Raw genomic sequence first — 26,270 nt, 5'->3', positions numbered from 1 at the left:
TCAGTGGCCGCGGGCGGCCGGTTCAGCCGGGTCGGCCGGGTCGGCCGGTTCCGGGGTCGCCGATTCGGCCGCTGCGGCGATGTTGCGGGCCATGCCGCCGAACACCGCGGCGTGGAAGGGGGCCACGATCCGCCAGTAGGCGTGTCCGGCGAGGCCGTGGGGGTGGAACAGGGCCCGCTGCCGGTACACCGTATGTCCCTGGGGGTCCTGGCCGACGGTCATCTCCAGCCAGGCCAGGCCAGGCAGCCGCATCTCCGCGCGCAGCCGCAGCAGCCGGCCCGGCTCGATCTCCTCCACCCGCCAGAAGTCCAGGCTGTCGCCGACCCGCAGCCGGTTCGCGTCCCGGCGGCCCCTGCGCAGGCCCACACCGCCCACCAGGGTGTCCAGCCATCCCCGCAGGGACCAGGCGAGCGGCGAGGAGTACCAGCCGTTCTCGCCGCCGATCGACTCCACCACCCGCCACAGCGCCTGCGGCGACGCCGCGACCGCTCGCTCGCGGTGATCCGTGTAGAGGCTCCCGCCCGCCCAGTCGGGGTCGGTCGGCAGCGGATCGCTGGGGGCGTGGGGCGTCGAGGCCGACGACCATCTGGTGGCCACGTCCGTGTCCCGCACCCGCCGCAGGGCCAGCCGGATCGCCCGGTCGAGGGTGACCGGTCCCTCGGGCGGGTCCGGCACGTGCCGGACGATGTCCCGCTCGGCGCAGACCACCTCGTGCTTCAGCGACTCGACCAGCGGTCGCGCGAGAGCGCCCGGCACGGGGGTGACCAGACCGACCCAGAGGCTGGACAACCGGGGCGTGAGCAGCGGAACGGAGACGATGACGCGTTTCGGCAGGCCGGCGATGTCGGCGTACCGCCGCATCATGTCCTCGTACGTGACGATGTCCGGTCCGCCGATGTCGAAGGTCCGGTTCACGTCGTAGGGCAGCCTCGCGCACCCCACGAGGAGGCGGAGCACGTCGCGGACGGCGATCGGCTGGCAGCGGGTGCGCACCCAGCTCGGGGTCACCATCACGGGGAGCCGCTCGGTCAGATGGCGCAGCATCTCGAACGAGGCCGAACCCGACCCGATGATCACGGCCGCCCGCAGTACGGCGGTCGGCACGCCCGAGGCCAGGAGAATGCGGCCCACCTCGGCGCGGGACCGCAGATGGGGTGAGAGCGCGTGCTCGGGCACTCCGGCGGGGGTCAGTCCGCCGAGGTAGACGATCCGCCGGACACCGGCGGCGCGCGCCCGCTCACCGAAGATCCCGGCCGCGCGCCGGTCGGTGTCCTCGAAACCCCGGCCGGTGCCCAGCGCGTGCACCAGGTAGTACGCGACGTCCATGCCCTCCATGGCCGCGCGCACGGACGCCTCGTCCGTCACGTCTCCGCGCACGACCTCCGCCCGCCCGGCCCACGGATGGTCCCGCAGCTTGCCGGGCGAGCGGGCCAGGCAGCGCACGGAATGCCCGGCGGCCAGCAACTCCGGCACCAGCCTGCCGCCCAGGTAACCGGTGGCCCCGGTGACCAGGCAGCGCAGCGGCCGGTCGTCGCCGGTCATGACGACCGCACGCAGGCAGGTCGGGTGCAGGCCGGTGGGGCACATGCCTGCCGAGTGCCGGCCGGTCGGGTGCAGGCCGGTCGGGTGCAGGCCGGTCGAGTGCAGGCCGGTCGAGTGCAGGCCGGTCGGGTGCGCCTTGTCCGGCGACGGCCCGCGGAACCGGCCGTGAGAAGCGTCATGGCTCTCCTGCCTTCCTGGGCGCGCCCCGCAGACCGGCCCTGTCGCCGCTCCACTGAGCCCATGCTTGAGCCCCGGAACGACCATCGCAACCGCGCCGGCCCCGGGACCGGCCCCGGGACCGGCCCCGGCCAGGGGGTCCCACGACACGGTTGACCATGCGGCTTGCGCAGCAGGGGCATGAAAATTTGTGGTCGATGTGTGCGCACCGTGACCCGGCGCCCCGCACACGCCGCGCGCGGGCCGCACTTCTTCCGAACACCGGGTTCCTACGATCCGTGGCACCACCCCCCGTTCCGACCACCGTTCCGACCACCGTTCCGATCGCAGGGAGTCCGTCGTGGCCCAAGTCATCGCCGCCGCAACGCCGTTCCACGGCCATGTGCAGCCCGTCCTCACCGTCGCCGCCGATCTGGTGCGGCGCGGGCACGAGGTCACCGTGCTGACCGGGGGCCGGTTCGCCGACGACGTACGGGCCGCGGGCGCCCGTCATGTGTCGCTGCCGCCGGCCGCGGACTTCGACGACCGGAAGCTGGACGTCTACTTTCCCGAGCGCGCCGCGATACCGGCGGGGCCGGCGCAGCTCGAGTACGACATGAAGTACGTCTTCGGCGACCCGACCGCCGCCCAGCACCGCGCGCTGCGCGAACTGCTGGCCCATTTTCCCGCGTCCGTGGTCATCAGCGATCCGCTGTTCTTCGGGGCGACCGCCCTCACCCTGTCCGCCGCCCCCGGGCACCGTCCGGTCACGATCGGCCTGGGGATCACCCTGCCGACCCTGCTCAGCGACGACGCCCCGCCGCTCGGCCTGGCGATGCCGCCGGTGACCGGGGAGTACGCCAAGGTCCAGCACCGGTCGATGAACATGCAGGTCAGGCAGCTTTTCGCGGACACCCAGCGGCATCTGGAGGACATCTTCGGGGAGTGCGGCACCGAGCTTCCCGACTTCTTCCTCGACTGCATGGTCACCGTGCCGGACCACTACCTCCAGCTCACCGTCCCCGGCTTCGAGTACCCGCGCGACGACCTGCCGGCCTCCTTCCGGTTCGCCGGCCCGCTGCCCGCCGCGCCGCCGAAGCCGCATCCGCTGCCGGACTGGTGGTCGGAGCCGGCGCGCGAGACCCGGCCGGTCGTCGTGGTCACCCAGGGCTCGTTCGCCAACGACGACCTCACCCAGCTCGTGCGGCCCGCCGTCGACGCGCTGGCCGACGAGGACGTCCTGGTCGTGGCGGTGACCGGGCGCGCGGACGGCCCCGCCCAGCTCGGGGCCGTACCGGCGAACGTGCGCGTCGGCGGCTACGTCCCCTTCGACGCGCTCCTGCCGTACGCGTCCGTGCTGGTCACCAACGGCGGCTACGGCGGTGTGCACACGGCCCTGCGGCACGGGGTGCCGCTCGTCGTGGGCGGCGCCGGAGAGGACAAGCCGGAGGTCGCGACCCGGGTCGAGTGGAGCGGTGCCGGCGTCGACCTGCGCACCGGGACGCCGTCGCCCGAGGAGATCCTCACCGCCGTGCGCACCGTGCTGGCGGAACCCGGACACCGCGAGCACGCGGCCGGTCTGCGGGCCCAGTTCGACCGCTACGACGCGCTGGGCACCGTGGCCGAGGTGGTCGCCGCCGCGGAGTAGGACGCCGGTCCGGCCCAGCCGTCGCCGGAAAGAACCGCATGCCACGCCACGCCACGCCACGCCTGAAATGTCCTGCGCTGAACGGCAGTTGGCGAAGAGCACCTAGCATCAGCTCCGGCCCCGGGACGGACGCGGGCGGATGCGAGGCGGGTGCGATGGAGCCGGTGGAGCTACGGTTCGTGGTTCTCGGGGCGGTACGGGTCTGGCGGGACGGGACCGAGGTGGATCCGGGGCCGCCGCTGCGCCGTACGCTGCTGGCGCTGCTGCTGGCGCGAGGCGGTGCCCCGGTCGCGGTGTCGGACCTCGTCGAGGGCCTGTGGGCGGATCAGCCCCCGGCCCGCGCCGTGAACATGATTCACCGTCATATAGGTGAGCTGCGCAGGCTGTTGGAGCCCGGGCTGCCCGCACGCGCGGAGGGCGGTCTGCTGATACGCGGCGCGGGCGGCTACCGGCTCGCGGTGCCCGCCGGCTCGGTGGATCTGCTGCGGTTTCGCGAACTGGCCGCGAGGGCGCGGGACGCGCGCCGCGCGGAGCAGCCCGTGCGGGCCGTCGCGGCGTTCGCCGAGGCGCTCGCCCTGTGGCAGGGCCCGGCCGCCGGCTGCCCCGCCGGGGCGCCCGCGCATCCGGTGTTCAGCGGGCTCGACCTGGAGCACGCCGCCGCCGTACGGGAAGCGGCCGACACCGCGCTCGACTGCGGTACGGCGGACCGGATACTGCCCGCCCTGGCGGACAGCGCGTCCCGGCATCCCCTCGACGAGGGACTTCAGGCCCGCCTGGTCCTGGCCCTCGCCTCGACCGGCCGCCGGGCCGAGGCCCTCGACGTGTACCGCTCGACGGCCGCCCGGCTGGCCGACGAACTCGGCGTCGACCCCGGACCCGAACTGAGCGCCGCACACCGACGCGTGGCCACGGCGACGGACACGGCAACGAGGGCGGACGCGGGGACGGACACGGCAACGGGGGCGGAGGACACGGGGACGGACGGCGGCACCGGGGCGGAGAGCGCGTCGGAAGCCGATGAGACCACCGCCGAACTCGTCCGACCCGCCCAACTCCCCGCCGCGCTCCCCGTCTTCGCGGGCCGGCAGCCCGAACTCGAGCGGCTGCGCGCCCTGATCGACGGCGACGACCACGACGCCCACGGCGACCATGACCGTCACGACGCCCACGACGACCACCCCGGCGACCCCGGCGACCGTGGCAGCCGTCCACCACAAACCGTCGCCATCGGCGTCATCGCCGGGACGGCCGGGGTCGGCAAGAGCACGCTGGCCGTGCACCTGGCCCATCAGGTGGCCGACCGGTTCCCGGACGGGCAGTTGTACGTGAACCTGCGCGGCTTCGACCCGGCCGCACCGCCCGTGCCGCCGCAGGAGGCCCTCCGGGGATTCCTGGACGCCCTCGGCGTACCGCCGCAGCGCATCCCCGCCGGCCTCGACGCCCAGGCCGCCCTGTACCGCAGCCTGCTCGCGGACCGGCGCGTGCTGGTGCTCCTCGACAACGCCCGCGACTCCGCACAGGTCCGGCCGCTGCTGCCCGCCTCCCCCGGCTGCCTGGTCGTCGTCACCAGCCGCAGCCGCCTCACCGCCCTGACCACCTCGGACGGCGCCCGACCGCTCACCCTCGACGTCCTGACCCCGGCGGAGGCCCGCGCGTCGCTGGTGCTGCGGCTCGGCGGCGCACGGGTGGCGGCCGAGCCCGAGGCGGTCGACGAGATCGTCGCACTGACCGCGCGGCTGCCGCTGGCCCTGGCCGTCGTCGCCGCCCGCGCCGCCTCGCACCCCGGGTTCCGCCTGGCGGCGCTGGCCGCGCAACTGCGGGAGGCGCACGGCGGTCTCGACGCGTTCCGCGACCCGGAGGCCGCCATCGACGTGCAGGCGGTGTTCTCCTGGTCGTACGACACCCTCGGCCCCGAAGCGGCCCGGCTCTTCCGGCTGCTGGCGCTGCACCCCGGGCCCGACGTCACCGTCCACGCCGCGGCGGCCCTCGCGGGCCTGCCCGTCGCCCGGACCCGGGCCCTGCTCGCCGAACTCACCGGCGCCCACCTCCTCACGGAGCACGCCCCGGGCCGCCACACCTGCCACGACCTGCTGCGCGCGTACGCCACCGAACTCGTCGTCGCGGACGAGAGCGACGACGAGCGCGCGGCGGGCGTCCGGCGCGTGCTCGACCACTACCTGCACACCGCCCACACCGCCGTGCTGCTCTCCGAGCCGCCGCCCTCCCTCGTCACCCCCGTCGCGCCGGCCGAAGCGTCCGCCCGGCCGCAGCCGCTGGCCGACGAGGCGGCGGCCCTGGACTGGCTCACGACCGAGCGCGCGGTCCTGCTCGGCGTGATCCAGCAGGCCGTCGACGGCGGCCACGACGCCCATGTCTGGCAGCTCGTCTGGACCCTGGAACGCTTCCACGAACGGTTCGGCCACCTACAGGACTACCTGGCCCTGCAACGCACGGCGCTGGCCGCCGCCCAGCGGCTCGGGGACGCCCACGCCCTCGCGCAGGCCCGCCACGGGCTCGGCCGGGCCTGTCTCCTGCTGCACCAGTTCGACGAGTCGAACGCCCAACTCCGCGCGTCGTACGGGCTGTTCGAGGAGTGCGGGGACGCCAACGGCCAGGCGACGACACTCCTGGGCCTCTGGAACGCGCTGACGCGTCAGGGCAGGCTGAAGGAGGCCCTGGACGAGGCCGGCCCCGCCCTCGAACTGTTCCGGGCGTCGGGTCATCGCAAAGGGCAGGCCTACGCGCTCATCTCGATGGCCTGGGGCGAGGCGAACCTCGACGACTGCCGGAGCGCGCTCACGCACGCGCACCAGGCGCTCGCCCTGTTCCAGGATCTCGGTGTCCGGATGGCCGAGGGCCACACCTGGGACACCCTCGGCCATGTCCACCGCCGGCTCGGCGAACACCGACGGGCCGTGCTCTGCTTCGAGCGCGCCCTCGTCCTGTTCCGGGAGACCGGCAACCCGTACGAGGAGGCCTTCGTGCTGAACCGGCTCGGCGACGCCCAGCACGCGGCCGACGACCGGCAGGACGCCCTCGCCAGTTGGCGGACCGCCCTGCGCGTGCTCGCCGGCCTCGACCCCGTGCAGGCGGCCGAGATCCGCGCCAAGATCGGGAAACTCGCCTCGTGAGCCACGTCCCGTGGTCGTCACCGGCGGCAGTCACAACCAAGGCACACTTCGTCCATTCCCCCCTGCCTACGCTCCCCGCACCTACTTTCGAGGAGCGCATGCGTGACCTACACGACCATCAACGGCAACCGGCTGTTCCACACGGACGAGGGGCCCGGCGGGGACACGCCCGGTGAGACGGTCCTGTTCGTGCACGGCGGCACCTGCGACTCGCACGACTGGTCCGCGCAGATCGCCGCGTTCGCCGCCCACCACCGGGTGATCGCACCGGACCTGCGCGGCCACGGCCGCTCCGCGACGCCGAAACCGGGATCGGGGTCCGGCTCGGGGTCGAGGTCCGGGTCGGTGAGCGGGCTTCACCCGCGCGACTTCGCGGCGGACCTCGTGGAGCTGATCGCCGCCGTCGACGCCGGACCGGTCGTCGTGGTGGGCCACTCCCTGGGCGCCATCGCCGCCTCGGTCCTCGCGGTCGAGTTCCCCTCGCTGGTACGGGCCGTCGTCGCCGTCGACCCCCCGTACGGCTTCGAGGCGGAGCCCATCGCGCAGACCGCCGCCGCCTTCCACACCGCCGACCCGATCGGGGTCGCCACGACGCTCCTCGGCGGGATCGAGGGACCCCGGACGACGCCCGGGACGGCCGCGCTGCCCGTCTGGCACCGGCGGCGGATACTCGGCATGGACCCCGAGACCGTCCGCGAGATCTTCCTCGGCCTGAACGAGGCCGCCACCGACCTCGTGGTACGCCCGCAGGTCGAGAAGTACCTCGTCCGGCGCGCCTGCCCGGTGCTGACCCTCTCGGCCGCGAACTCCCTGAAGATCAAGGGCATCGACGGCCACTGGGACACGTCCGTGAGCCCGCACCCGTACAGCGCGTCCCTGGTGCTCGAAGAAGTCGGCCACTGGTTCTTCCAGGAGCGTCCCGAGGAGTTCAACGCGCTGGTGCTCGGCTGGATCGGCGGGCTCACGGCCTGACGTACGGCGCGGCACGGGGCACGACGGGGCACGGGGCGGGCAGGGGGACAGAGTGAGCGAGGAGGAAGGGGCCGTGGTGGCTCGGTTTCGGGGGACGGGGACAGGAATGGGGATGGGGACAGAGACGGGCGCGGGGGCGTCGGTGCGGTTCGCTGTGCTGGGGCCGGTACGGGCCTGGCGGGACGGCGAGGAGATCGGACTGGGGCCGGCCCAGCAACGGCTGCTGCTGGCGCTGCTGGTGGCGCACGCCGGGCGCCCGGTGACGATGGACGAGCTGGTCGACACGCTCTGGGGCGAGTCGCCGCCGGTCTCGCCGGCCAACGCGGTGTACCGGCACATCGGCGTGCTGCGCCGGCTGCTGGAGCCGGGGCTCGCGGTCCGGGCCCCGGGCAGCCTGCTGATCCGTGACGCGGGCGGCTACCGGCTGGACGCGGAACCCGACGCCGTCGACCTGGCGCGCTTCCGCGGCCTGCTGCGGCGGGCCCGGGCGGCGGTCCGCGACGCGGTGGGGACGGCCGGCCGGGGTACGGCCGGTCAGGGTACGGCCGGTCAGGGGACTGCCGGTCAGGGCGCGGCCGTTCGGGAGGTCGCCCTGCCCCTGTTCCTGGAGGCGCTGGCGCTGCGCACGGGGCCGGTGGCCACGGGCGTCCCGCTGGAGGCGCGGTTCCATCCGGTGTTCACCGCGCTGGAGCGCGAATACCTGACGGCCGTCAAGGAAGCGGCCGACGCGGCGCTGGCGGGCGGCGCGGCGGGGCACCTGCTCACCGTGCTGCACCGCACCGCGTGCGACCACCCCCTCGACGAACAGCTCCAGGCCCGGCTGGTGCGCGCGCTGGCGGCCACCGGGCAACGGGCGGAGGCGCTGGACGCCTGGCAGCGGGTGCGGGCCCGCCTCGACACCGAGCTCGGCATCACACCCGGTGCCGAACTGCGGGCCGCGCAGGCGGAGGCGCTCCGCGACGACACGTCCACGCCGGCCTCGTCGCCGACCCCCACGCCGACCTCGTCGTCCCGCGCCCGCACCTCCGGGACCGGCGCGCCGCTCGACGCCGCGCCACCTTCCCGTAGCGGAGGGGCTTCCTCGTGGTCCCCGCCAGGGCGTCCGGCCGCCGGGCCCGCTTCTCCCGGGGGCCCGGCCGGGCGGACACCGGCGCGGGCACCGGCACAGCTGCCCGGGCAGATACCCGGGCAACGGAGCGCGTCCGACGGGCCGTCGGGCAGGTCGGGGCCGACCTCACCGGCCGCGCACGGCTGCCGGGCCGGCGCGTACGAGGCACGCGACCGGACACGCGGCGCGGGCCCGGCCAGAGGCGGTCCCGCCGCGGTGCGCCCGGGGTCCATGGACCGCGAGGACCGCGCGGACCGCGAGGGGCGGCGCCCCGGCGCGGACGTCCGGACGTTGCGCATCGCCGCCCCCGGCCTCCCCGTGCCCCAGTCCCCCACCGCGCTCACCACTCCCACGACTCCCACCGCTCCCGCCACGCCCACCGGCCTGTCCCTCGTGCCCGCTCCCCTTCCCGTTGCTGTTCCCGCCCCCGCCCCCGCTCCCGCTCCCGCCCGTGACCGGCAGCCGGGGTCCAAGGACGCCGGTCCCTTCGTGCGACCGGCCCAACTGCCCGCGGATCTCTGCACGTTCGCTGGTCGGCGGGCCGAACTCGCGCAGGTGGTCGACCTGTCGGCGGACTCGGCGCCCGCCACCCGCATCGCCGTGATCAGCGGCATGGGCGGCATCGGCAAGACCACGCTGGCCGTGCGCTGGGCGCACCGGATCGCCCACCGCTTCCCGGACGGGCAGTTGTACGTGAACCTGCGCGGCTTCGACCCGGGCGGCACCACGAAGGACCCGGGTGAGGCGGTGCGCGGCTTCCTGGAGGCCCTCGGCGTGCCGCCGCAGCGGATGCCGGCCGGCACCGTCGCCCAGGCCGGCCTCTACCGGAGCCTGCTGGCGGGGCGCCGCGTGCTGATCCTGCTGGACAACGCGCGGGACGCCGACCAGGTCCGTCCGCTGCTGCCGGGCAGCGCCGGCTGCCTGGTCGTCGTCACCAGCCGGGACCGGCTGTTCGGCCTGGTCACCGTCGAGGCCGCGCGGCCCCTGGCGCTGGCCCAGCTCCAGCCGCCCGAGGCCCGGGAGTCGCTCGCCCGCCGGCTCGGCGCCGACCGGGTGTCGGCCGAACCGTGCGCCGTCGACGAGATCATCGCCCGCTGTGCCGGGCTTCCGCTGGCCCTCGCCGTCGTGGCCACCCGGGCCGCCGCCCACCCCGGCTTCCCGCTCACCTCGATCGCGGCCGAACTGCGCGAGGCCCACGGAAGCCTCGACGCCTTCACCGACCCGGACCCGACCAGCGACGTACGGGCGGTGTTCTCGTGGTCGTACCGTGCCCTGAGTCCCGGCGCGGCCCGCCTGCTGCGGCTGCTGTCCCTGCACCCGGGCCCGGACGTCGCGCTGCCGGGCGCGGCGGCGACCGCCGGGGCCACTCCGGCGCAGGTCCGCCCGCTGCTGACCGAGCTCACCCGGGCCCACCTGCTCACCGAACAGGCACCCGGCCGCTACACCTGCCACGACCTGCTGCGTACGTACGCCATGGAACGCTCGGAGGCCGAGGACGGCGCCGCCGACCGGGACGCGGCCGTCCACCGTCTCCTCGACCACTACCTGCACACCGCGCACGCCGCCGGCCGGCGCTTCTCCCCCTCGTGGACCACGAGTCCGCTGGACGAGGCCCGGCCCGGCGCGGGCGCCGTGGACTTCGCCGACGACGGGGCGGCCCTCGGCTGGTACACGACCGAGCGGCGGGTGCTGGGCGAGGTCGTCGCGCTGGCCGGCCGGCTCGGCTTCGACGGCCATGTCTGGCGGTTCGCCTGGACGTTGGAGCGCTTCTTCGACCGGCAGGGCCACTGGCACGAATCGGCCGCCACGCAGCGCGCGGGGCTCGACGCCGCCGTCCGCGAAGGCCACCGCACCGCGCAGGCGCATCTGCACCGCGGGCTCGCCCGCGCCGGCGCGCGGCTCGAACGGTACGACGACGCCCAGGCCCACATCCGGCTCTCCCTCGACCTGTTCGCCGACCTCGGCGACCGGCTCGGCCTCGCGCACGCCCACCGCAGCCACGGCTGGCTGCTCGACCGGCTGGGCCGCCACGACGAGGCACTCGAGGCGGCCGGGCGGGCCCTGCGCCTGTACCGGGACCTCGGTGAGCGCATCCCCGAGACGAGCGCCCTGCACGCCCTGGGCTGGACCCATGTCCTGCTCGGCGACCACCACCGGGCCGCCGTCCTGTTCGAGGCGGCCCTCGCCGAACTCGCCGGACACGGCGACCACCGCTACGCCGAGGCGGGCGCCTGGGACAGTCTCGGCGTGGCCCGCCACCATCTGGGCGAGCACGAGCGGGCCGTGGCCGCCCTCCAGTGCGCGCTGGGCCTCTACCGCGAGGTCGGCGACACCTTCAACGAGGCCGGGACGCTGCGCCACCTCGGCGACACCTACCTCTCGACCGGCGACACCGGGGCGGCCCGCACGGTCTGGGAGCGGGCGGTGGCGCTCTTCGCCCGGACCGACCCGACGGCGGCCGACGAGATCCGTACGATGCTGTGCGCGCTGGGCGACGCCGGACCCGCGCCCCGCATCGCCGCGGTACCCGCGACGGACGCGCCGCACGCCACGGACGAGGAGGCGGGAAGCGGCTGAACGGCCGCCTGCCGGGCCTCCCCGAAGGCCCGGCAGGCCCGGCGTCGCCGCGCACGAGGCCCACCAGTCGGCCCGCGCCGCGGCTCGCCCGAGCGGGTTACGCCCCACGCATTCGCTTGATCAACCTCTCGGCCCCGGTGAGGAGTTCGTCGGTGGTGGTCGTCGTCTGCTGGAGGTCGACCAGCACCTCGTCGGCGCCCGCCTCGGCCGTGCCGACGAGGTGGTCGGCGACCTGGTCGATCGTTCCCGGGATCAGGACGCGCACCGCGCGGCCAGGGACTCTGCCGGGTCGGGTGACACCGCCGGTGTCGCCACCATGGCGCCCCGGTCGCCGCACCCGACCGAGAGGACGCTGCCGGTCGGCACAACCTTGTAGAACCAGCCGGCGTTGTCCAGGTCCAGGCCGATCCAGGCGCTGCCGACGTCGTACCTGCCGATGTCCTTCACGTTGTCGGAGCGGATCACACCGACGTAGACCGGCGCGTTCCTCGCGTCGCGCAGTTCGACCGCGAACGAGACCTCCGCGTCGTAGCGGGCGCCGTCGGTCGGGTCGGTGACGGTCAGCGTCTTGACGTCGTACTTCTTGTACACCGTCATCGGGCCCACGATCGTGGGGCTGTCGGCGAAGTCCGAGGCCATCGGCATGACCCGGTCCCCGACGGTCAGGGTGCGCCGTTGGAGGTCGACCGTGCCCGTGAGGGGCGCGGGCTCGGCCGTGCCGTAGGACGGCGCCCCACTGGGCGTGGCGGGCGTCGCGGGCGTGGCGGGCGTGGCGGAAGGGGGTGACGAGACAGCGGGGGGCGTGGCTGCCGGAACCTGACGCTGGTTCCCGTCCGCCGGGGAGTTCGGGGAGTCAGGCGAATGAGGGGAGTTCGGGGAGTTCGGGGAGCCCAGGGTCAGTGTGAAGGCCGCCAGGGCGAGGGCCGCCGTCCCCACGGCCAGCCTGCCGACCAGGCGGCGGCGCGCCCGGCGCACGGCACGTCCGCGGACCTCGGCGCCGGTGAGAAGCGGCGGAGTCTCGTGCGCCGCGGCGAACTCGTCGAGTGCGGTGGAGAGTTCGGCCGACAGTTCGTCAACCCGCCCGACAGCGCGCCCATCGGCCCGTTCGCCGGCCCGTTCATCCGACACGGCCGTCCTCCTCCCGAACCGCCCCGCCCGCCGTATCCACGGCTTTCCCGGCGCCCACGGCGTCGCCGGCGTCCACGCCGTCCACGGCCAACTGCTTCGCCAGCGCCGCCCGCCCCCGGGACAGCCTGGCCTTGACCGTCCCCACAGGCGCGCCCGTCTCGGAGGCTACCTGCTCGACACTCAGGTCACACAGGTGGTGCAGGACGATCGCCATCCGCTGGGCCTTGGGCAGTTGGCGCAGCGCGGCGACGAGTGCCGTGCGCTCGGGGCCGGGTCCCGGCGTGAACTCGGGCGGCGGAGTACGGCGCACCAGTTCCAGCCAGCGCCTGGCCCGACGCCAGCGGCTGACCGCCAGTCGCATGGCCACCGTGCGGATCCACGCCTCGGGCGCCTCGTCCGCGAGGAAGTTCCTACGGCGGTCCCAGGCCCTTACGAACGCCTCCTGGACGACGTCCTGCGCCTCGCCGTGATCCCCGGTGAACGCGGAGAGCTGGCCGGTCAGACGGGGAAACGCGGCCGTGTAGAAAGCGTCGAACTCGTCCTCGGTCATGCCCCCACCGGAGTCTCGGAATTCCCGTGCAACCTGGCCGCCCCCGCCGTGCGTACAGGTCCCGTAGGTCGCGCACGTCGCGCTCATCGAAACACAACCCACGGGAAAGACGATGAACACGAGCCTCAGGATCCACCGCCCGCGCCCTCGCACCGACTTCGCCGCATACGCGCAGGCGGGCTGGCCCCGGCTGGTCACCACCGCGCACCTGCTCTCCGGCGACCCGCGCGAGGCGACGGAGCTGGTGCGCGACACGCTGGTGGGGGTGTACGCGCGATGGCGGCGAATACCACGCGACGACGTGGACTTCTATGTACGGCGGTCCCTGGTCAAGGACCATCTTCGCCGCGCGCGCCGCCAACGGGCTCTGCCCCACGGGGCGTTGGGCGCCCTGTCCGCGCGGCAGCGGGCGGTGCTCGTGATGCTGCACTGGGAGGGCCTGGGCGAACGGGAGATCGCCCAGGTGCTCGGCTGCTCGGCCGGTGCGGTCAGGAGCCATGCCCAGCGGGGACTCGCGGTCTGCGGCGGCGACGCCGAGCGGCTGCGCGTGCTGTTCGCGGAAGCGGCGGAGAGCGCCGAGCGTGCCGAGGGTGTTGAGGGCTCACACGGTGCCTACGGCGTCGTCGTCCCGCCCGCCACGCCGCTCACCGTGCCGCCCGCCGCGCCGCTCGGTGTCATCGAGCGGCGGGGGCGGGCCCTGCGCCGACGGCGGATCGGTGCGGTCGTGGCCGGCTGTGCGCTGCTGCTCGTGCCGTCGGCCGTGTTCGCCGTCGGACGGTTCGGGGGCGGCGGCAGCGCGGACGGCTCGGATGCGGGGACGGCCGGCGGGGCGCCGTCGAGCCCGGTGCGGATCGTCGCGCCCGGCGAGCGGGTGGAGGCCGTGCCGGGGGTGCAGGTCTGGCTGACCGCCGACGGCAAACACTGGTCGACGCCGCAACGGCCCAACCAGTTCCGCGGCCGGGACGAGGACGGCGCCGAGGACGGTGCCGAGGAGGCCCGCAAGGGCTCCGCCGGGAGCGGTAAGCCGGGCGTCTCGGTGCAGATGGAGCCCGTGACCAGGAGCGCGTTCTTCCTGTCGGGCCTCTACCACGGCCTGGCCGGCGACCCGGCTCGGGTCGAGATCGCCGTCGGCGACAGCAAGGTCACCGGCACGGTCCTCACGCTGGCGGGCGGCCCCGGCTGGGGCGTCTGGTACGCGCCCGCGCCGCTGCCGGTGGAGGAGTTGAAGGCGAGCCTCGCCGAAGACGTTCCGACGGTCACGGTGCGCGACGCGGCCGGGAAGGTCGTCGCGCGGTCCGGCGACGTCTCCGGCACCGACGTCGGCGTCGACGTCGGCGGGTGAAGCGCCCGTGAAGCGCCCGATGCCCAGGAATCGCCCCCGCTCGTGGCACCCGCCCGCCCCTCCTGAAAGGCCTCCCGTGCCCGAATCACCCGCCACCGCCGCCAACGAAGAGCGGCCCCACACGAACCGGCCGCATACGACTTCGGAGCCGGACTCGGACTCCGACTCGGACTCGAACCCGGGTCCGGATCCCAGTCCGGACCCGGGTCCGGATCCGAGTCCGGGTCCAGGTCCGGGCGGCCGGGCTCGGCGTACGAGGCGCCTGGCCGCCGGCTCGCACCGGCTCCGCCTCCGCGTACCGCTCCGGCTGCGCCTCCGCCGTACCAGAGGCCGCCTGTTGCGCAGGCTGATCATCGCGTTCCTGGTGCTGGTCGCGGCGCTGTGCACGGCGGCGGTCGTCGCGTACCGGCTGACGGTCATCCCCGACCCGCACCCGGAGACCGTCACACAGAGCACCGTCTTCATCGACGCCAAGGGCTCCTACCTGGGCAGACGCGGTCCCGTCGACCGTCAGGAGGTGCCGCTGTCGCAGGTCCCGCGGTATGTCCAGGACGCGGTGATCGCGGCCGAGAACCGTTCCTTCCGCACGGACAACGGGGTCTCGCCGCGCGCCGTCGCCCGCGCGGTGCTGGCCTCGATGACCGGCGGTGAGCGGCAGGGCGGCTCCACCATCACGCAGCAGTACGTGAAGAACGCGCTGCTGAGCCCCGAGCAGTCGCTGTCGCGCAAGGCGCGCGAGGCGCTCATCGCGATCAAACTCGACCGCACCCGTTCCAAGGACGAGATCCTGGCGGGGTATCTCAACACGGTGTACTTCGGCCGGGGTTCGGCCGGTATCCAGGCGGCCTCGCGCAACTACTTCGGCGTGGACACCCGGAACCTGACCGTCTCGCAGGGCGCCGCGCTGGCCTCGATCGTCAACATCCCCTCGTACTACGAGAAGGCGGGCTCCGACCCGAAGGTGACCGCGACGCTCAAGGAGCGCTGGGAGTGGGTGCTCGACGCGATGGCGGCGAGCGGCGGCATCACGGCGAAGCAGCGCGCCGAGGCCGCGTTTCCGGCGTTCCGTTTCTATCCGCCGGGCACGACCGAGGGGCAGCGGCAGTACATGATCGACGTGGCAGCGAAGGAGGCCGCGGACCGGCTCGGCATCACCGAGGACCAGTTGGCGCGCGGCGGCTACACCGTGCACACCACCTTCGACCTGGCGCTCCAGGACGCCACCACCGGGAAGGTGAAGGACCTCAAGGGCCGCAAGGGCACCACGCTGCACACCGCCGTCGTGGCGATCGAGCCCGGCGACGGGGCGGTGCGGCTGCTGTACGGCGGGGCGGACTACGCGCGGCAGCCGTTCAACGACGCGGTGGACGGCGCCGTCGAGGCGGGGACGGCGTGGGATCCCTTCGCCGAGGTCCGGCTCGGCGCCCCGCTGGCCGCGCTGCGGAAGTCGGCGGCGCCCACCCCGCTGAAACTGGCCTCGGCGTACGCGACCGTCGCGGCGCACGGTGTGTACGCGGCCCCGTACACGGTCGCGAAGATCACCCGGGGCGGGAGTACGGTCCACACCGCGCACCCCGACACACAGCGCGCGCTGAACGATATGGACGCATATGTCGTGGACGCGCAGATGAACAAGGGGCCCCTGGCCCGCGAGACCGGCGATGCCCGCGTGACCCCAACGGCCCCTGGATTCACCGCTGTTCAGGACACTCCGCAGACCCTCTTCACCGCCGGGGCGGGCGGCGGCATCACCCGTCGCACCGTGTGGTCCACCAGCCTGGACTCCCGGCTCGCCCTGACGGTCGTCCTCTTCGCCGACCGGCCCGGCGCGAAGAAGAACACGACCGTGCCCGCCCAACTGCCCAACAACCCGGCGCCGACCGAGTCCGCGGAGGACACCGCCGCGCAGATCTGGCAACTGGCCACCGCGGGAGCGGGAGAGTCCCGCACGCCGACGCCCGTGGCGGAGACGGAGACAGAGACGGAAAAGGAGGCGGAGGCGGAGGCGAGCAAGGCGGGCAAGGCGGGCACCGCCGGCTCAGGACGCTAGTCCGCCCCCGACGTCCCCCGCCGTCCCCCGCCGTCCCCCGCCGTCCGGAACGGAGCCGGTGTTCACCTATTGTTTGCCGAACGTGCTCCATTCCGGGCGGCGTTCGATGACGTTTGACTCTGTCGGCGCGGAGCGCACGTGTGCGATTCTCTTCCGCCCACCGGTGTACCGATCCGGTGTCCGCAGCCGGTACCGAGAACGGGAAACCATGCACGGCAAGCAGAGCAAATCAGTCCCCTCCCACCGCCGTACGGCGCCCACGCGGCGTCGCTTCATCGGGCTCGTCGCGGCCGGAGCGGCCGCCGTCGGCGGGGCGGCGGTCGGCCGGGCGGCCCTTGCCGCGGACCCCGTCCCGCCGCGGACGTTCCGCTCGCAGCGGGAGATCGACCGCCGTAAGCGGGCCGTCGCGAAGATCCTTACGGCCGCCGACCCGACGGCCGTCGCCGCCTGGATCACCGGCACGGGGTCCGCCCCCGGTGACCTCAAGACGGAGATGGACACCCAGGTCAACGGCCTGGCCGACGCGGCCGCGGCCGGTCTGGGCACCGCCCGTGACACGGTCCTCGTCTCCTGGGTGCGCACCGCGGCGACGCAGCGCACGATCTGGGACCGCAAGTACGAGTTCCTGCGCACCGGTTCGGGCGGCGCGGGCACCTTCGGCATCATCGTCGACGAGGTGCGCGCCAAGTACTCCGCCCAACTGGGCACGGACCCGCAGTGGGACCCGGACAAGGACGCCCACCGCACGGTGTGGGAGTCCCTGACCTCCGACGAACGCCAGATCGAGATACTCCGCACGTCGACGGCGCCCGGCGTCTCGCGCCACCACCTGGGCTCCGACGCGGACTTCTTCGACACGACGCCCCAGGACTGGGCGGACGGCGGCCCCGAGGCCGCCAACTACGCGTGGCTGCGCGCGAACGCGGCCGGTTACGGCTTCCTCCAGACGTACACGGCGGAGTCGGCCACGGGCACGCCCGCGATCAGCCAGGAGCGCTGGCACTGGTCGTACGCGCCGGTCTCGGAGGCGGTCCTGGACTACATCCGCGCGAACCAGGACGTCATCGGCGCCTCGCTGGACGCGCAGTGGAGCTACGACCCGACACGGTTCACGTACATCAGGGCGCACTGGCGCGACTACATGTTCAACGTGAACGAGACGGCGTACTTCGGCTGAGCCGACACCCCCTCTCTGCGACAAACCCCCAGGTCATCGGCCTGGGGGTTGTTTGTTGTACGGGACGTGAAGACCCGCCTCCACATGCCCTCACATGCCTCACAGGAGCCCCACACGCATCTGCAACACTGCGCTTGCTCAAACTTTCAAGTGTTCTGGCGCGACGCCGAACGCGGACTCCGGGAAAGGGCGAAAAAGAACCATGAGCAGCGCTGGACAACCGCAGCGGAGAGCCGTACTCACCGGGGGCCTGCTGACCACGGCAGCCCTGATCACCGGCTGCGCGTCGAAGTCGGACGGCACGTCGGGCGGTAGCAGGGCGGAGCAGACGTCGGCTGTGGGGGCGGCGGGGGCAGGGGCGGCGGCACACGCCACCACGAACCCGAACGCGAACGCCCGACCGGAGTCGCCCTGGTCGGCGTTCGCGCGGCTGATGGACGGCAACAAGCGGTGGGTGGACGGCACCCTCCAGCACCCCGACCGGGACCCCCGCCGACGCGACCTCGTCGCCCAGGAGCAGGACCCCTACGGCGTGATCCTGTCCTGCATCGACTCCCGGGTACCGCCCGAGCTCCTCTTCGACACCGGGCTCGGCGACCTGTTCGTCATGCGCACCGGTGGCGGGGTGGTGGGGCCGGTGGTCATCGGTTCCGTCGAGTACGGGCCCCTGACGTCGGGGACCCCGCTGATCGTCGTGCTCGGGCATCAGCGCTGCGGCGCCGTCAAGGCCGCGTACAAGGCGATGAAGGACGGCAAGACGCTGCCCGGCAATCTGCAGGCGATCTCCGACGCCCTGCGGCCGGCGTACGAGGAGACGGTCAAGCAGAAGGCAAAGGACCCGGTCGACGTCATGACCCGCATCCACGTCAAGCAGACCTCGGCCGACCTGCGGACCAACCGGGACCTCGCCCCGCTCGTGGAGAAGGGCGAGTTGGCCGTCGTCAGCGCCTACTACTCGCTCGACACCGGCCGGGTGGAAGTCCTCACCGGCGCGCCGACCCACTGACGCGGGCCGGTCACACGCCGGTCACACGTCGGTCGTGGCCGCGGTTTCCGCCGTCACGGCGACGTGGCCGTTCTGACCCTCGTTCGCGTTCTCGTTCTCGACGGCGTCTTCACGCTGCTTTTTCAGCGCGAGTTCCCTCGCCGTCCTTTCCGAATGCAGCCTCATCTCTGCCTCTGTCCTGAGATCGAACATCGTCGCCTCCTTAGATCTTCTTCGGGGTCTGCCGCGAGGTCGCGCATGCGAAAGAAACGGACGGCCAGGTTTACCTTCGGCCAGGCCACAAGCCTGCAACCGCGTCAGCGCGTTCACGGTGAACTTGACGACCGCGAACTCCTCTTTGCTTGAACATTACCCTACGGTCGAGGGACAAGTCACGATCAAATTACTGCCGCACACGGCTAATTGCCGGGCGGGCGGGTCGCATAGCGGTCGCGCATGGCCGGGCTTGCGGCCGGGCCCGCCGTGAAGACGTACGCGTCGCTGTCGTCGAGGCGGTGGCCGGTCCTCGCGTCGACGACCGCGGGCTCGACCTCTTCGCCGCTGTGCGCGTCGACGAGGATCATGCTGCGCTCCTCCGGCGCGAGGCGGGAGTTGCCCCAGGCGGCGAGGGTCACGACGACCGGGCGCAGCGAGCGGCCCAGGCCGGTCAGTACGTACTCGTGGCGGACGGGGTTCGCCTGGTACGGCCGGCGCTCCAACAGGCCGTCCGCCACAAGGGACTTGAGGCGGGTGGTGAGCATGCTGGAGGAGATGCCCAGGCTCTCCTGGAACTGGTCGAAGCGGGTGTAGCCGTCGAAGGCGTCGTGGAGGATCAGCAGCGTCCACCACTCACCGACGTGCTGCACGGTGGTGGACAGCGGGCACTCCCGGTCCTCCAGCCTGATGCGACTCGCCACCGCGACCATCTCCCCACTCCGCCCGGACCCCACCTGGACCCTTCAGTTACTGCTAAAGTCGAAGCCAGTTGCTTCCATTTTAGCAGTAACCCGGCAACGGAAGGGACCGTCATGCACCAGCCCCAGACCCAGCCCCAAGCCCGGAGCATCGCGCCGAACGAGCTGCCCGACGTGATCACCCGCTACCTGTCGGCGCACCGCGCCCACGACACCGCCGCCGCGGTCGCCTCGTTCGCCGGTGACGCCACGGTGGTCGACGACGGCACCACGTACGAGGGCGTCGCGGCGATCGAGGGGTGGCTGAGCCGGGTCGCGACCGAGTTCACGTACACCGTCGAACTCACCGCCGCCGAGCGGACCGACGCCACCCACTACGACGCCGTACACCACCTCGAAGGCGACTTCCCCGGCGGCGCCGTCGACCTGCGCTACCGGTTCACTCTGCACGGCGACCTGATCGAACGCCTCGTCATCGAGCCGTAGGGCCTGACGGACTCAGCGCTTGAGCGTGAAGGTGAAGTCGCCCGAGAGCTTGCCGCTCAGGCGGACTGCCGACACGAGGTTCCCCTCGGCGAGCAGCCTCTCGACCTCCGCTCGCGAAAAGCCGAGACCTTCGGCGATCAGTCGCACCGGCCGCACAGGTATCCGCGCCGCGAAGCGGACCGAGACCTCGATCGCCTCACCCTCCGGCCGATGCGGGCGATGCGACTGGTACGGCGCGCCGCTGTCGAGTCGCCAGGCGTTGTCCCAGTCGAGGGCGATGCGATTGCGGCGCTGTACGACCGGGTCCTGGAGCAGTTCGGCTGCCAGGCCGGGGTCGTTGTCGTGCAGCAGGTTCAGGAGTTCGGGTGGTACGGAACGCACGTTCATCCGTTCCAGGACGGTGAGCTTGGTGGTGTCCCCGCACTCGGTGCACAGGGCGAGGAGCCAGGCGTCGAGGAGCTTGTGGTTCGCGTTGACGCGGAACTTGCCGTTCGCCCGGAAGCGCCCGGAGGCGCACCTGTGGCAACGGCGGAGAACTATCGGCAGGCAGGTGGGCACGACCACCCAGCTTTCGGACACAGAAATACACCGGTTCCAGTGAGAGGACCGCAGCGAAAAGGAGCACGGCGCACAGGTGCGACGCGCGACGGATCAGCGCTCGGGGGGTCTCACTTGGTGTACAACGGCACGTCCTTGACAGGGCGACTGCGGGCGGGAGGACGCTAACGGCACGCGGGAGCGCGGCTCCACTGATTTTCGGGCGGGCGGCGATGGAAGAGGCGCCCCCGGCACCTGCCCGGTGCCTGCCCGGGGGGTGGTCCGCACAGAAAGGTGACACTTCGGTGCGCGAGTGTCACCTTTCCGCAGCTCACCTACCGGGGACCCGGCGTGCCCGCGCACCGCTCTCGCGATCGAGCCCTGAGCCCTGAGCCCTGAGGCCTGAGGCCTGAGCCCTGAGGCCTGAGGCCTGAGCCCTGAGCCCTGAGCCCTGAGCCCCCAGAGCGTCTCTAGAGGTAGTCCTCCAGGCGGGCGACCGTGAAGCCCTGTTCCTGTATGTGTCGGAGCATGTTCGCCGTCATCTCGGTCATCGTCGTGCCCTTGAGCTCGGACGGGCCGCGGAAGTGGGCCAGGATGATGTCGCCCGGGTGGAGTTTCCTGTCGCCGCGCTGGTACTGCATGTTCTTGATCTGCATGGACTCGCGCCAGAGGACGATCTTCTCGATGCCGCAGGACGCGGCGGCGGCCCGGGTGTCCTCGTTCCAGTTGCCGTAGGGCGGACGGAACAGGCGGGGCGTGGTGCCGTAGCGGTCCTTCAGCTTCTGCTGCTGGCCGCAGATCTCCTGCTTCTGGGCGGACGCGCTCAGGGTGCGCAGGTTCGGGTGGGTCAGCGTGTGGTTCTGGATGCTGTCGCCGAGGCCCTGGAGCGGCTTGAAGTAGTCGTAGTCGGCACGGATGGCGGAGTCCGTCAGGAACATCGTGAAGGGGATCTTCAGCTCCCGCATCATCGTCACGAACTTCGGGTCCTTCTCGGCCCCGTCGTCGAACGTGAGGAAGACGATCTTCTGATCGGTGGGTATGTCGCTGATCACCGGAACCCCGCCGCCGCCGGCCGCCGCCTGCTCCACGGGCTTGGTCTTCGGCGGGGCGGGCGGTGCCGCCAGCGGCTTGATGTCCCACTTGCGGTAGGCCGCCGCCTCGGCAGCCGCCTGCGCACCCGCCCGTGCGCCCGCCTTGGCAGGGGGAGCGTCGGTGGACGATGCGGAGGCGGCGGCGGAGCCGGACGAGTCCGGGGAGCCCTTGGGGCGTTCGGCCGTGCAGGCCGTCGCGAAACATGCCGTGAGAAGGAGACAGGCCAACGCCGCCCTCTTGATCCGCCTGTCCACCGCGCCCCACCCCATGTTCACCGCGTTCGTCCGTACGTCTCGGTCCGTACGCCTTGCTTGATGGCGAACGTATGTCCGAGGTTCCGTGCCGGATGACACCGGGGGCTTGGTTACGCTTGGCGGTAGGTGCTCATTACGGGATAAAGTCGGGCACAATTTCTAAGGAACCGAAACATGGGTCTCATGGGCAGGTCCCTCGGCCGTGCCGCTGTGGCGCTCTCGGCCGCCGCCGGCCTGGCACTGACCGGCGCCTGCGGCGGAGGCGGGGCAGGCGGCGGCAACGGCAACGGCGGCAATGACGGCGACAGTCTCACCGTCGGGCTGCTGCTCCCCGGCGGCGGGGTCTCCCGGTTCGGCCAGTTCGACCGGCCCCTCATCGAGAAGCATCTGAAGCAGGTGTGCCCGCACTGTCCTGCGGTGACCTTCGCCGCCACGCCCGACCCGGCGGTCCAGCGGCAGCAGCTCGAATCCATGATCACCAGGGGCGTGGACGTCCTGATCATCGCCGCCGTCGACCCCCAGCTGCTGCGCCCGTCGGTCCAGGCCGCGCACCGGGCCGGCATTCCGGTGGTCGCCTACGACCGGCTCGCGCAGGGTCCGATCTCCGGGTACGTCACCTTCGACGGCGCGAAGGTCGGCAAGCTCCAGGGGGAGGCGCTGCTGAAGGCCATGGGTCCGAAGGCGAACGGCGGCCAGATCGTCATGATGAACGGCGCCACGACCGACCCCAACGCCGACTGGTTCAAGCAGGGGGCGCTCTCCGTCCTCAAGGGCAAGGTGAAGATCGGCAAGTCGTACGACACCGTCGGCTGGCGGCCGGAGAACGCGTTCGTCGACATGCGGAGCGCCATCGCCGCCCTGGGCGCGGGCAACATCGACGGCGTCCTGGCCGCCAACGACAGCCTCGCCGGCGCCGTCGTCTCCGCCCTCAACGCCACCGAGGTCAGGCCGCTGCCCCCGATCACCGGGCAGGACGCCGACCTCGCGGCCGTACGGCGGATCGTCCGGGGCGACCAGTACATGACCGTCTACAAGCCGTTCAAGCCCGCCGCCGACGCCGCCGTCGAGATGGCCGTCGCCCTGGGGCGCGGCAAGTCGGTCGACTCCATCGCCACCGGCACCGTCGACAACGCCACCACCAAGAAGATTCCGGCCGTCCTGCTCCCGTCGGTCCCGGTGACCGTCGGCACCATCAAGGACACTCTGGTGAAGGACGGTCTGTACACCATCGAGCAGATTTGCCCCCCGCAGCTCCGGTCCGCCTGTGCCAAGGCCGGACTCACCCGATGAGACCTGCCCCATGACAGTCGCTCGATGAGGAGGTGGGCCCGTGCCGGTTCAGCCGCTGCTGGCGTTGCGCGGTGTGTCCAAGCGGTTCGCCGCCGTCCAGGCGCTGGTGGACGTCGAGCTGGAGATCGGGGAGGGGGAGGTGGTCGCGCTGGTGGGCGACAACGCCGCCGGCAAGTCCACGCTGGTCAAGGTGATCTCGGGGGTCGGTCCCGCCGACAAGGGCGTCATCGAGTGGCAGGGCGGCGCCGTGCAGATCAAGCGGCCCCAGGACGCCCAGCTCCTGGGCATCGCGACCGTCTACCAGGACCTCGCGATGTGCGGGAACCTCGACGTCGTCGGCAATCTCTTCCTCGGCCGGGAGATCCACCGGCTCGGCATCCTCGACGAGGTGGAGATGGAGCGCCGCACCCGCGAGCTGCTGCACACCCTGTCCGTGCGCATACCGGACGTGCGGGTGCCGCTCGCCACGCTGTCCGGCGGCCAGCGGCAGGTCGTCGCGATCACCCGGCTGTTCCTCGGCGGGCCCCGGCTGCTCCTGCTCGACGAGCCCACCGCCTCGCTGGGCGTCGAGCAGACCGGTCAGCTCCTCGACCTCATCGAGGAACTGCGCGACCAGGGTCTCGGGGTGCTGCTCATCAGCCACAACATGGGTGACATCAAGGCCGTCGCCGACCGGGTCGCCGTCCTGCGCCTCGGCCGTAACAACGGTCTGTTCGACGTGAACACGACCTCCCAGGAACAGATCATCGCCTCCATCACCGGAGCGGCCGACAACGCCGCCTCCCACCGCCCGACCCGCCCGGAGGAAGCATGGCCATGAGGGGGTACGGCGGGCGTCTCGGGGCGTATGCCGGGGTGGTCCGCCGCAGGCTGCCCGAAGGGGCGCTCGGCCCGGTCCCGGCGCTGCTCACGCTCGCCGTGATCTGGATCGTCTTCCAGGGCCTCGACGACAAGTTCCTCTCGCCGCGCAACCTGTCCGTCCTCAGCGTGGACATCGTCGGGACGGGCATGATCGCCGTCGGCATCGTCTTCGTCCTGCTGATCGGCGAGATCGACCTGTCGGTGGGCTCGCTCGCGGGCCTGGCGGGCGCCGTGTTCGCGGCGCTGAACGTGAACCTCGGGATGCCGGAATGGCTCGCCGTGATCATCGCGGTGCTCTGCGGCGCGGCCGCCGGGGCCGTCCACGGGTTCTCCTTCGCCAGGATCGGCGTGCCCGCGTTCGTCGTCACCCTCGCGGGGCTGCTGGCCTGGAACGGGCTGATGCTCGTCCTGCTGGGGACGGAGACCTCCATCAACCTCAGCGAGGACGGCCTGGTCGCCATGCTGACCAGCCGCTACTTCGGCGCGCCCGTCGTCACCTACGGGCTGGCGGCGCTCGCCACGGCCGCCTACCTCGCCGTCTCGTACCGCAACCGCGGGCGCCGCGGCGCCGCCGGGATGCCGCAGCGGCCGGTGGGCGAGATCTGGGCGCGGACGGCCCTGCTGGCGGTGGCGGCGTTCGCCACCGTCTACGTGCTGGGCCGGTTCGAGGGCCTGCCGCTGGCGCTGCTGCTGTTCCTGGGCGTCATCGTCGTCTCGGACCTCCTGCTGCGCCGCACGCCCTACGGCCGGCAGGTCCTCGCCCTGGGCGGCGGGGAGGAGGCGGCCCGGCGGGCGGGCGTCGACGTGACGCGCGTACGGATCTCCGTGTTCATGGTGTCGGGGACGCTGGCGGCGGTCGGCGGCCTGTTCGTCGCGTCGCGGCTCACCTCGGCGAGCCAGGTCCCCGGCTCCGGAATGCTGCTGATCAACGCCATCGCCGCCGCCGTCATCGGCGGCACCAGCCTCTTCGGCGGCCACGGCTCGACCTGGTCCGCGCTGCTGGGAGTGCTCATCATCCAGTCGATCGCCTCGGGCATGGCCCTGCTCGGAGTCGACCCCCCGGTCCAGATCATGATCACCGGCGGCGTGCTGTACACGGCGGTGGTCTTCGACTCCCTGGCCCGGCGGGCGGCGGAGGCGCGGGGACGGGAGTGAGGGTGTGCCGGGGGGTGGGTGTCCTGGACTGAGGGTGACGGCTCCCCGGCGGGCCTCAGGCGATGTCGTGGACGTTGTGCTCGGTCAGGTCGGACGCGTGCCGGGCGACAGCGCGGGGGATTCCCACGGTCGCCCGTGGGGGTTCCCTGGTCACCAAGCACGGCCTCGCCGCCGTGCTCCAGTCCGACCACGCCGGCTTCGAGACCCTGCACGCCTACTTCCTCGACCGCCTGCTGCCCGTGTGCACCCGGCTCCTCGACGCCGCGGCCGCCGCCGGCGAGATCCGCCCCGACGTCGAGGCCTACCAGCTCATGCGCGGCGTCGGAAACCTCTGCATCGGCGCGGAGAGCGACCCCCGCTACGACGCGCGCCGCCTGGTCGAACTCCTCGTCGCCGGCCTGCGCCGATCGAACTGACCGTCGCCGGACGGGTGTTGTCTCACTGTGCGTGGATCATGCCGGCGGGCGGGCGGACGGTCGCGGCGGCGATGACCGCCACCCCGGACCGGGTACGGATCCAGGACGGTCGCGGCGGCGGGCAACGGGCTGACGGTGAGCGGGAGTTCGGGCGGTGCGAGGCCCCGGTCGGCCGGCAGCCGACGGAACTCGCCCGCCGGCGGACAGCCCGCCCGGGAACGGCTGTCAGGCGTGGCCGTCGGCCGCGGCTGCCATCAGGGGTTTCGCGGCCTGTTCGGCGGTGTCGGGCGGGACGACCAGCAGGTCCCAGCGGCCCCGGCCGGGCGCGAGCAGGACGACGGTGTCCGGGGCGGTCGCCGTCACGGTCCGGGACAGCCGTACGACCTGGTTGCAGACGAGGATCCGGCCGGGCGCGGCGGACCACTTCGACCCGTTGACGGTGACTCTGGTGATGTGACCCCAGGCGGGCGGCAACCCGCCCAGCAGGCCGGGGAGTTCGGCGAGCAGATCGTAGGAGCGGGGCCACCACGCGCCGTCGATGGGGCGGGGCATCGAGCGGTGGGGAGCCAGGGTCAGGCGCAGGAGCGGGAGGGAGGGCGGCGGCGCGGGCTGGAGTGCGGTGGTCATGTCTGCTCCGTAAGGGGCCGTGAGCGGGCCGTAGGGGAGACGGAAGTGAGCAAGTCGCAGGCCTGGGCGGGCAGTTTTCCAGTCGCACGGAGCGAGGACGAGACCGGTCAGGACGCCGGTGTACGAAGGATCCCCGCGCCCTCACCGTACTCCCCCGCCCTCCCCGGCCACTCCTCGTGACCGGGGAGGGCGGACTCGAGCCGTCCGGGGCCGGGGGACGTGCCGCAGAAAGGTGACACTCCGGTGGGGAAGTGTCACCTTTCCACGGGGGA

21 protein-coding genes and 1 pseudogene are annotated in these 26,270 nt (G+C 72.9%); 13 read left to right on the top strand and 9 right to left on the bottom strand.

What is annotated here, in order from left to right; translation table 11 throughout:
* Positions 1-1,542 (bottom strand): SDR family oxidoreductase, encoded by a 1,542-nt coding sequence (locus tag OG352_RS23015; RefSeq protein ID WP_329223929.1) that lies wholly within the window; start codon positions 1,540-1,542, stop codon positions 1-3.
* A 517-nt stretch (positions 1,543-2,059) separates the two neighbouring features.
* On the opposite strand from OG352_RS23015, the gene OG352_RS23010 reads away from it, so the two are divergent.
* The 4 genes from OG352_RS23010 (at position 2,060) to OG352_RS22995 (ending at position 11,134) form a co-directional block, all read left to right on the top strand.
* On the top strand, positions 2,060-3,346 hold the full coding sequence (locus OG352_RS23010; protein ID WP_329219418.1) for a glycosyltransferase: 1,287 nt from the start codon (positions 2,060-2,062) through the stop codon (positions 3,344-3,346).
* Between the two features lie 155 nt (positions 3,347-3,501).
* Positions 3,502-6,477 (top strand): AfsR/SARP family transcriptional regulator, encoded by a 2,976-nt coding sequence (locus OG352_RS23005; RefSeq protein WP_329219416.1) that lies wholly within the window; start codon positions 3,502-3,504, stop codon positions 6,475-6,477.
* Between the two features lie 102 nt (positions 6,478-6,579).
* Positions 6,580-7,449 carry an alpha/beta fold hydrolase gene (locus tag OG352_RS23000; RefSeq protein ID WP_329219414.1) on the top strand — a complete coding sequence of 290 codons (870 nt, stop codon included), beginning with the start codon at positions 6,580-6,582 and terminating at the stop codon, positions 7,447-7,449.
* Between the two features lie 112 nt (positions 7,450-7,561).
* The gene (locus OG352_RS22995) at positions 7,562-11,134 is read left to right on the top strand and encodes an AfsR/SARP family transcriptional regulator (protein ID WP_329219413.1); all 3,573 of its coding nucleotides are present in this window, start codon (positions 7,562-7,564) and stop codon (positions 11,132-11,134) included.
* Between the two features lie 97 nt (positions 11,135-11,231).
* Here OG352_RS22995 and OG352_RS22990 read toward each other — a convergent pair whose 3' ends face one another.
* The 3 genes from OG352_RS22990 to OG352_RS22980 are packed head-to-tail and all read right to left on the bottom strand — an operon-like array spanning position 11,232 to position 12,812.
* Positions 11,232-11,399, bottom strand: a complete 168-nt coding sequence (locus OG352_RS22990) for a hypothetical protein (RefSeq protein WP_329219412.1) — start codon at positions 11,397-11,399, stop codon at positions 11,232-11,234.
* Positions 11,387-12,262 (bottom strand): hypothetical protein, encoded by an 876-nt coding sequence (locus OG352_RS22985; RefSeq protein ID WP_329219411.1) that lies wholly within the window; start codon positions 12,260-12,262, stop codon positions 11,387-11,389. The genes OG352_RS22990 and OG352_RS22985 overlap by 13 nt, the downstream gene beginning before the upstream one ends.
* A complete protein-coding gene (locus OG352_RS22980; protein ID WP_329219410.1) occupies positions 12,252-12,812 on the bottom strand; it encodes a SigE family RNA polymerase sigma factor in 561 nt (186 codons plus the stop codon). Before OG352_RS22980 ends, OG352_RS22985 begins: the two co-directional genes overlap by 11 nt.
* A gap of 112 nt (positions 12,813-12,924) precedes the next feature.
* On the opposite strand from OG352_RS22980, the gene OG352_RS22975 reads away from it, so the two are divergent.
* The 4 genes from OG352_RS22975 (at position 12,925) to OG352_RS22960 (ending at position 18,387) form a co-directional block, all read left to right on the top strand.
* Positions 12,925-14,154 carry a sigma factor-like helix-turn-helix DNA-binding protein gene (locus OG352_RS22975; protein ID WP_329219408.1) on the top strand — a complete coding sequence of 410 codons (1,230 nt, stop codon included), beginning with the start codon at positions 12,925-12,927 and terminating at the stop codon, positions 14,152-14,154.
* A gap of 262 nt (positions 14,155-14,416) precedes the next feature.
* Positions 14,417-16,204 (top strand): transglycosylase domain-containing protein, encoded by a 1,788-nt coding sequence (locus OG352_RS22970; protein ID WP_443072495.1) that lies wholly within the window; start codon positions 14,417-14,419, stop codon positions 16,202-16,204.
* Positions 16,205-16,412: 208 nt separating this feature from the next.
* Entirely contained in the window at positions 16,413-17,381 is a 969-nt protein-coding gene (locus OG352_RS22965) for a D-alanyl-D-alanine carboxypeptidase family protein (protein WP_329219404.1), read from the top strand.
* A gap of 202 nt (positions 17,382-17,583) precedes the next feature.
* A complete protein-coding gene (locus OG352_RS22960; RefSeq protein ID WP_329219402.1) occupies positions 17,584-18,387 on the top strand; it encodes a carbonic anhydrase in 804 nt (267 codons plus the stop codon).
* A gap of 21 nt (positions 18,388-18,408) precedes the next feature.
* Here the strand turns inward: OG352_RS22960 and OG352_RS22955 are convergent, their stop codons facing one another.
* Together OG352_RS22955 and OG352_RS22950 are read right to left on the bottom strand one after the other, a co-directional pair.
* A complete protein-coding gene (locus tag OG352_RS22955) occupies positions 18,409-18,579 on the bottom strand; it encodes a hypothetical protein (protein ID WP_329219400.1) in 171 nt (56 codons plus the stop codon).
* Between the two features lie 206 nt (positions 18,580-18,785).
* On the bottom strand, positions 18,786-19,292 hold the full coding sequence (locus OG352_RS22950; protein ID WP_329219398.1) for a winged helix-turn-helix transcriptional regulator: 507 nt from the start codon (positions 19,290-19,292) through the stop codon (positions 18,786-18,788).
* 102 nt (positions 19,293-19,394) lie between these two features.
* Here OG352_RS22950 and OG352_RS22945 point away from each other — a divergent pair, with 102 nt between their 5' ends.
* On the top strand, positions 19,395-19,766 hold the full coding sequence (locus OG352_RS22945; RefSeq protein ID WP_329219396.1) for a nuclear transport factor 2 family protein: 372 nt from the start codon (positions 19,395-19,397) through the stop codon (positions 19,764-19,766).
* A gap of 12 nt (positions 19,767-19,778) precedes the next feature.
* Here OG352_RS22945 and OG352_RS22940 read toward each other — a convergent pair whose 3' ends face one another.
* Together OG352_RS22940 and OG352_RS22935 are read right to left on the bottom strand one after the other, a co-directional pair.
* On the bottom strand, positions 19,779-20,345 hold the full coding sequence (locus OG352_RS22940) for a DUF1062 domain-containing protein (protein ID WP_329219394.1): 567 nt from the start codon (positions 20,343-20,345) through the stop codon (positions 19,779-19,781).
* 428 nt (positions 20,346-20,773) lie between these two features.
* Positions 20,774-21,664, bottom strand: coding sequence for a polysaccharide deacetylase family protein (locus OG352_RS22935; protein WP_329223928.1), 891 nt, complete (start codon positions 21,662-21,664; stop codon positions 20,774-20,776).
* A gap of 159 nt (positions 21,665-21,823) precedes the next feature.
* Here OG352_RS22935 and OG352_RS22930 point away from each other — a divergent pair, with 159 nt between their 5' ends.
* From OG352_RS22930 to OG352_RS22915, 4 genes and pseudogenes are all read left to right on the top strand, one after another.
* Positions 21,824-22,939, top strand: a complete 1,116-nt coding sequence (locus OG352_RS22930) for a sugar ABC transporter substrate-binding protein (RefSeq protein ID WP_329219392.1) — start codon at positions 21,824-21,826, stop codon at positions 22,937-22,939.
* A 40-nt stretch (positions 22,940-22,979) separates the two neighbouring features.
* The gene (locus tag OG352_RS22925; RefSeq protein ID WP_329219390.1) at positions 22,980-23,759 is read left to right on the top strand and encodes an ATP-binding cassette domain-containing protein; all 780 of its coding nucleotides are present in this window, start codon (positions 22,980-22,982) and stop codon (positions 23,757-23,759) included.
* Positions 23,750-24,955 carry a sugar ABC transporter permease gene (locus OG352_RS22920; protein WP_329219389.1) on the top strand — a complete coding sequence of 402 codons (1,206 nt, stop codon included), beginning with the start codon at positions 23,750-23,752 and terminating at the stop codon, positions 24,953-24,955. The genes OG352_RS22925 and OG352_RS22920 overlap by 10 nt, the downstream gene beginning before the upstream one ends.
* Positions 24,956-25,101: 146 nt before the next feature.
* Positions 25,102-25,371: pseudogene (locus OG352_RS22915) on the top strand (SbtR family transcriptional regulator); the annotation flags it as partial.
* Positions 25,372-25,596: 225 nt separating this feature from the next.
* Here the strand turns inward: OG352_RS22915 and OG352_RS22910 are convergent.
* Positions 25,597-25,998 (bottom strand): DUF5994 family protein, encoded by a 402-nt coding sequence (locus tag OG352_RS22910; RefSeq protein WP_329219388.1) that lies wholly within the window; start codon positions 25,996-25,998, stop codon positions 25,597-25,599.
* Positions 25,999-26,270: the final 272 nt, after the last annotated feature.

The sequence above is a fragment of the Streptomyces sp. NBC_01485 genome (genome assembly GCF_036227125.1).
Classification (GTDB): Bacteria; Actinomycetota; Actinomycetes; order Streptomycetales; family Streptomycetaceae; genus Streptomyces.
The sequence above is the reverse complement of the archived record's forward strand: the minus strand, read 5'-3'. Positions and strand labels throughout refer to the sequence as shown.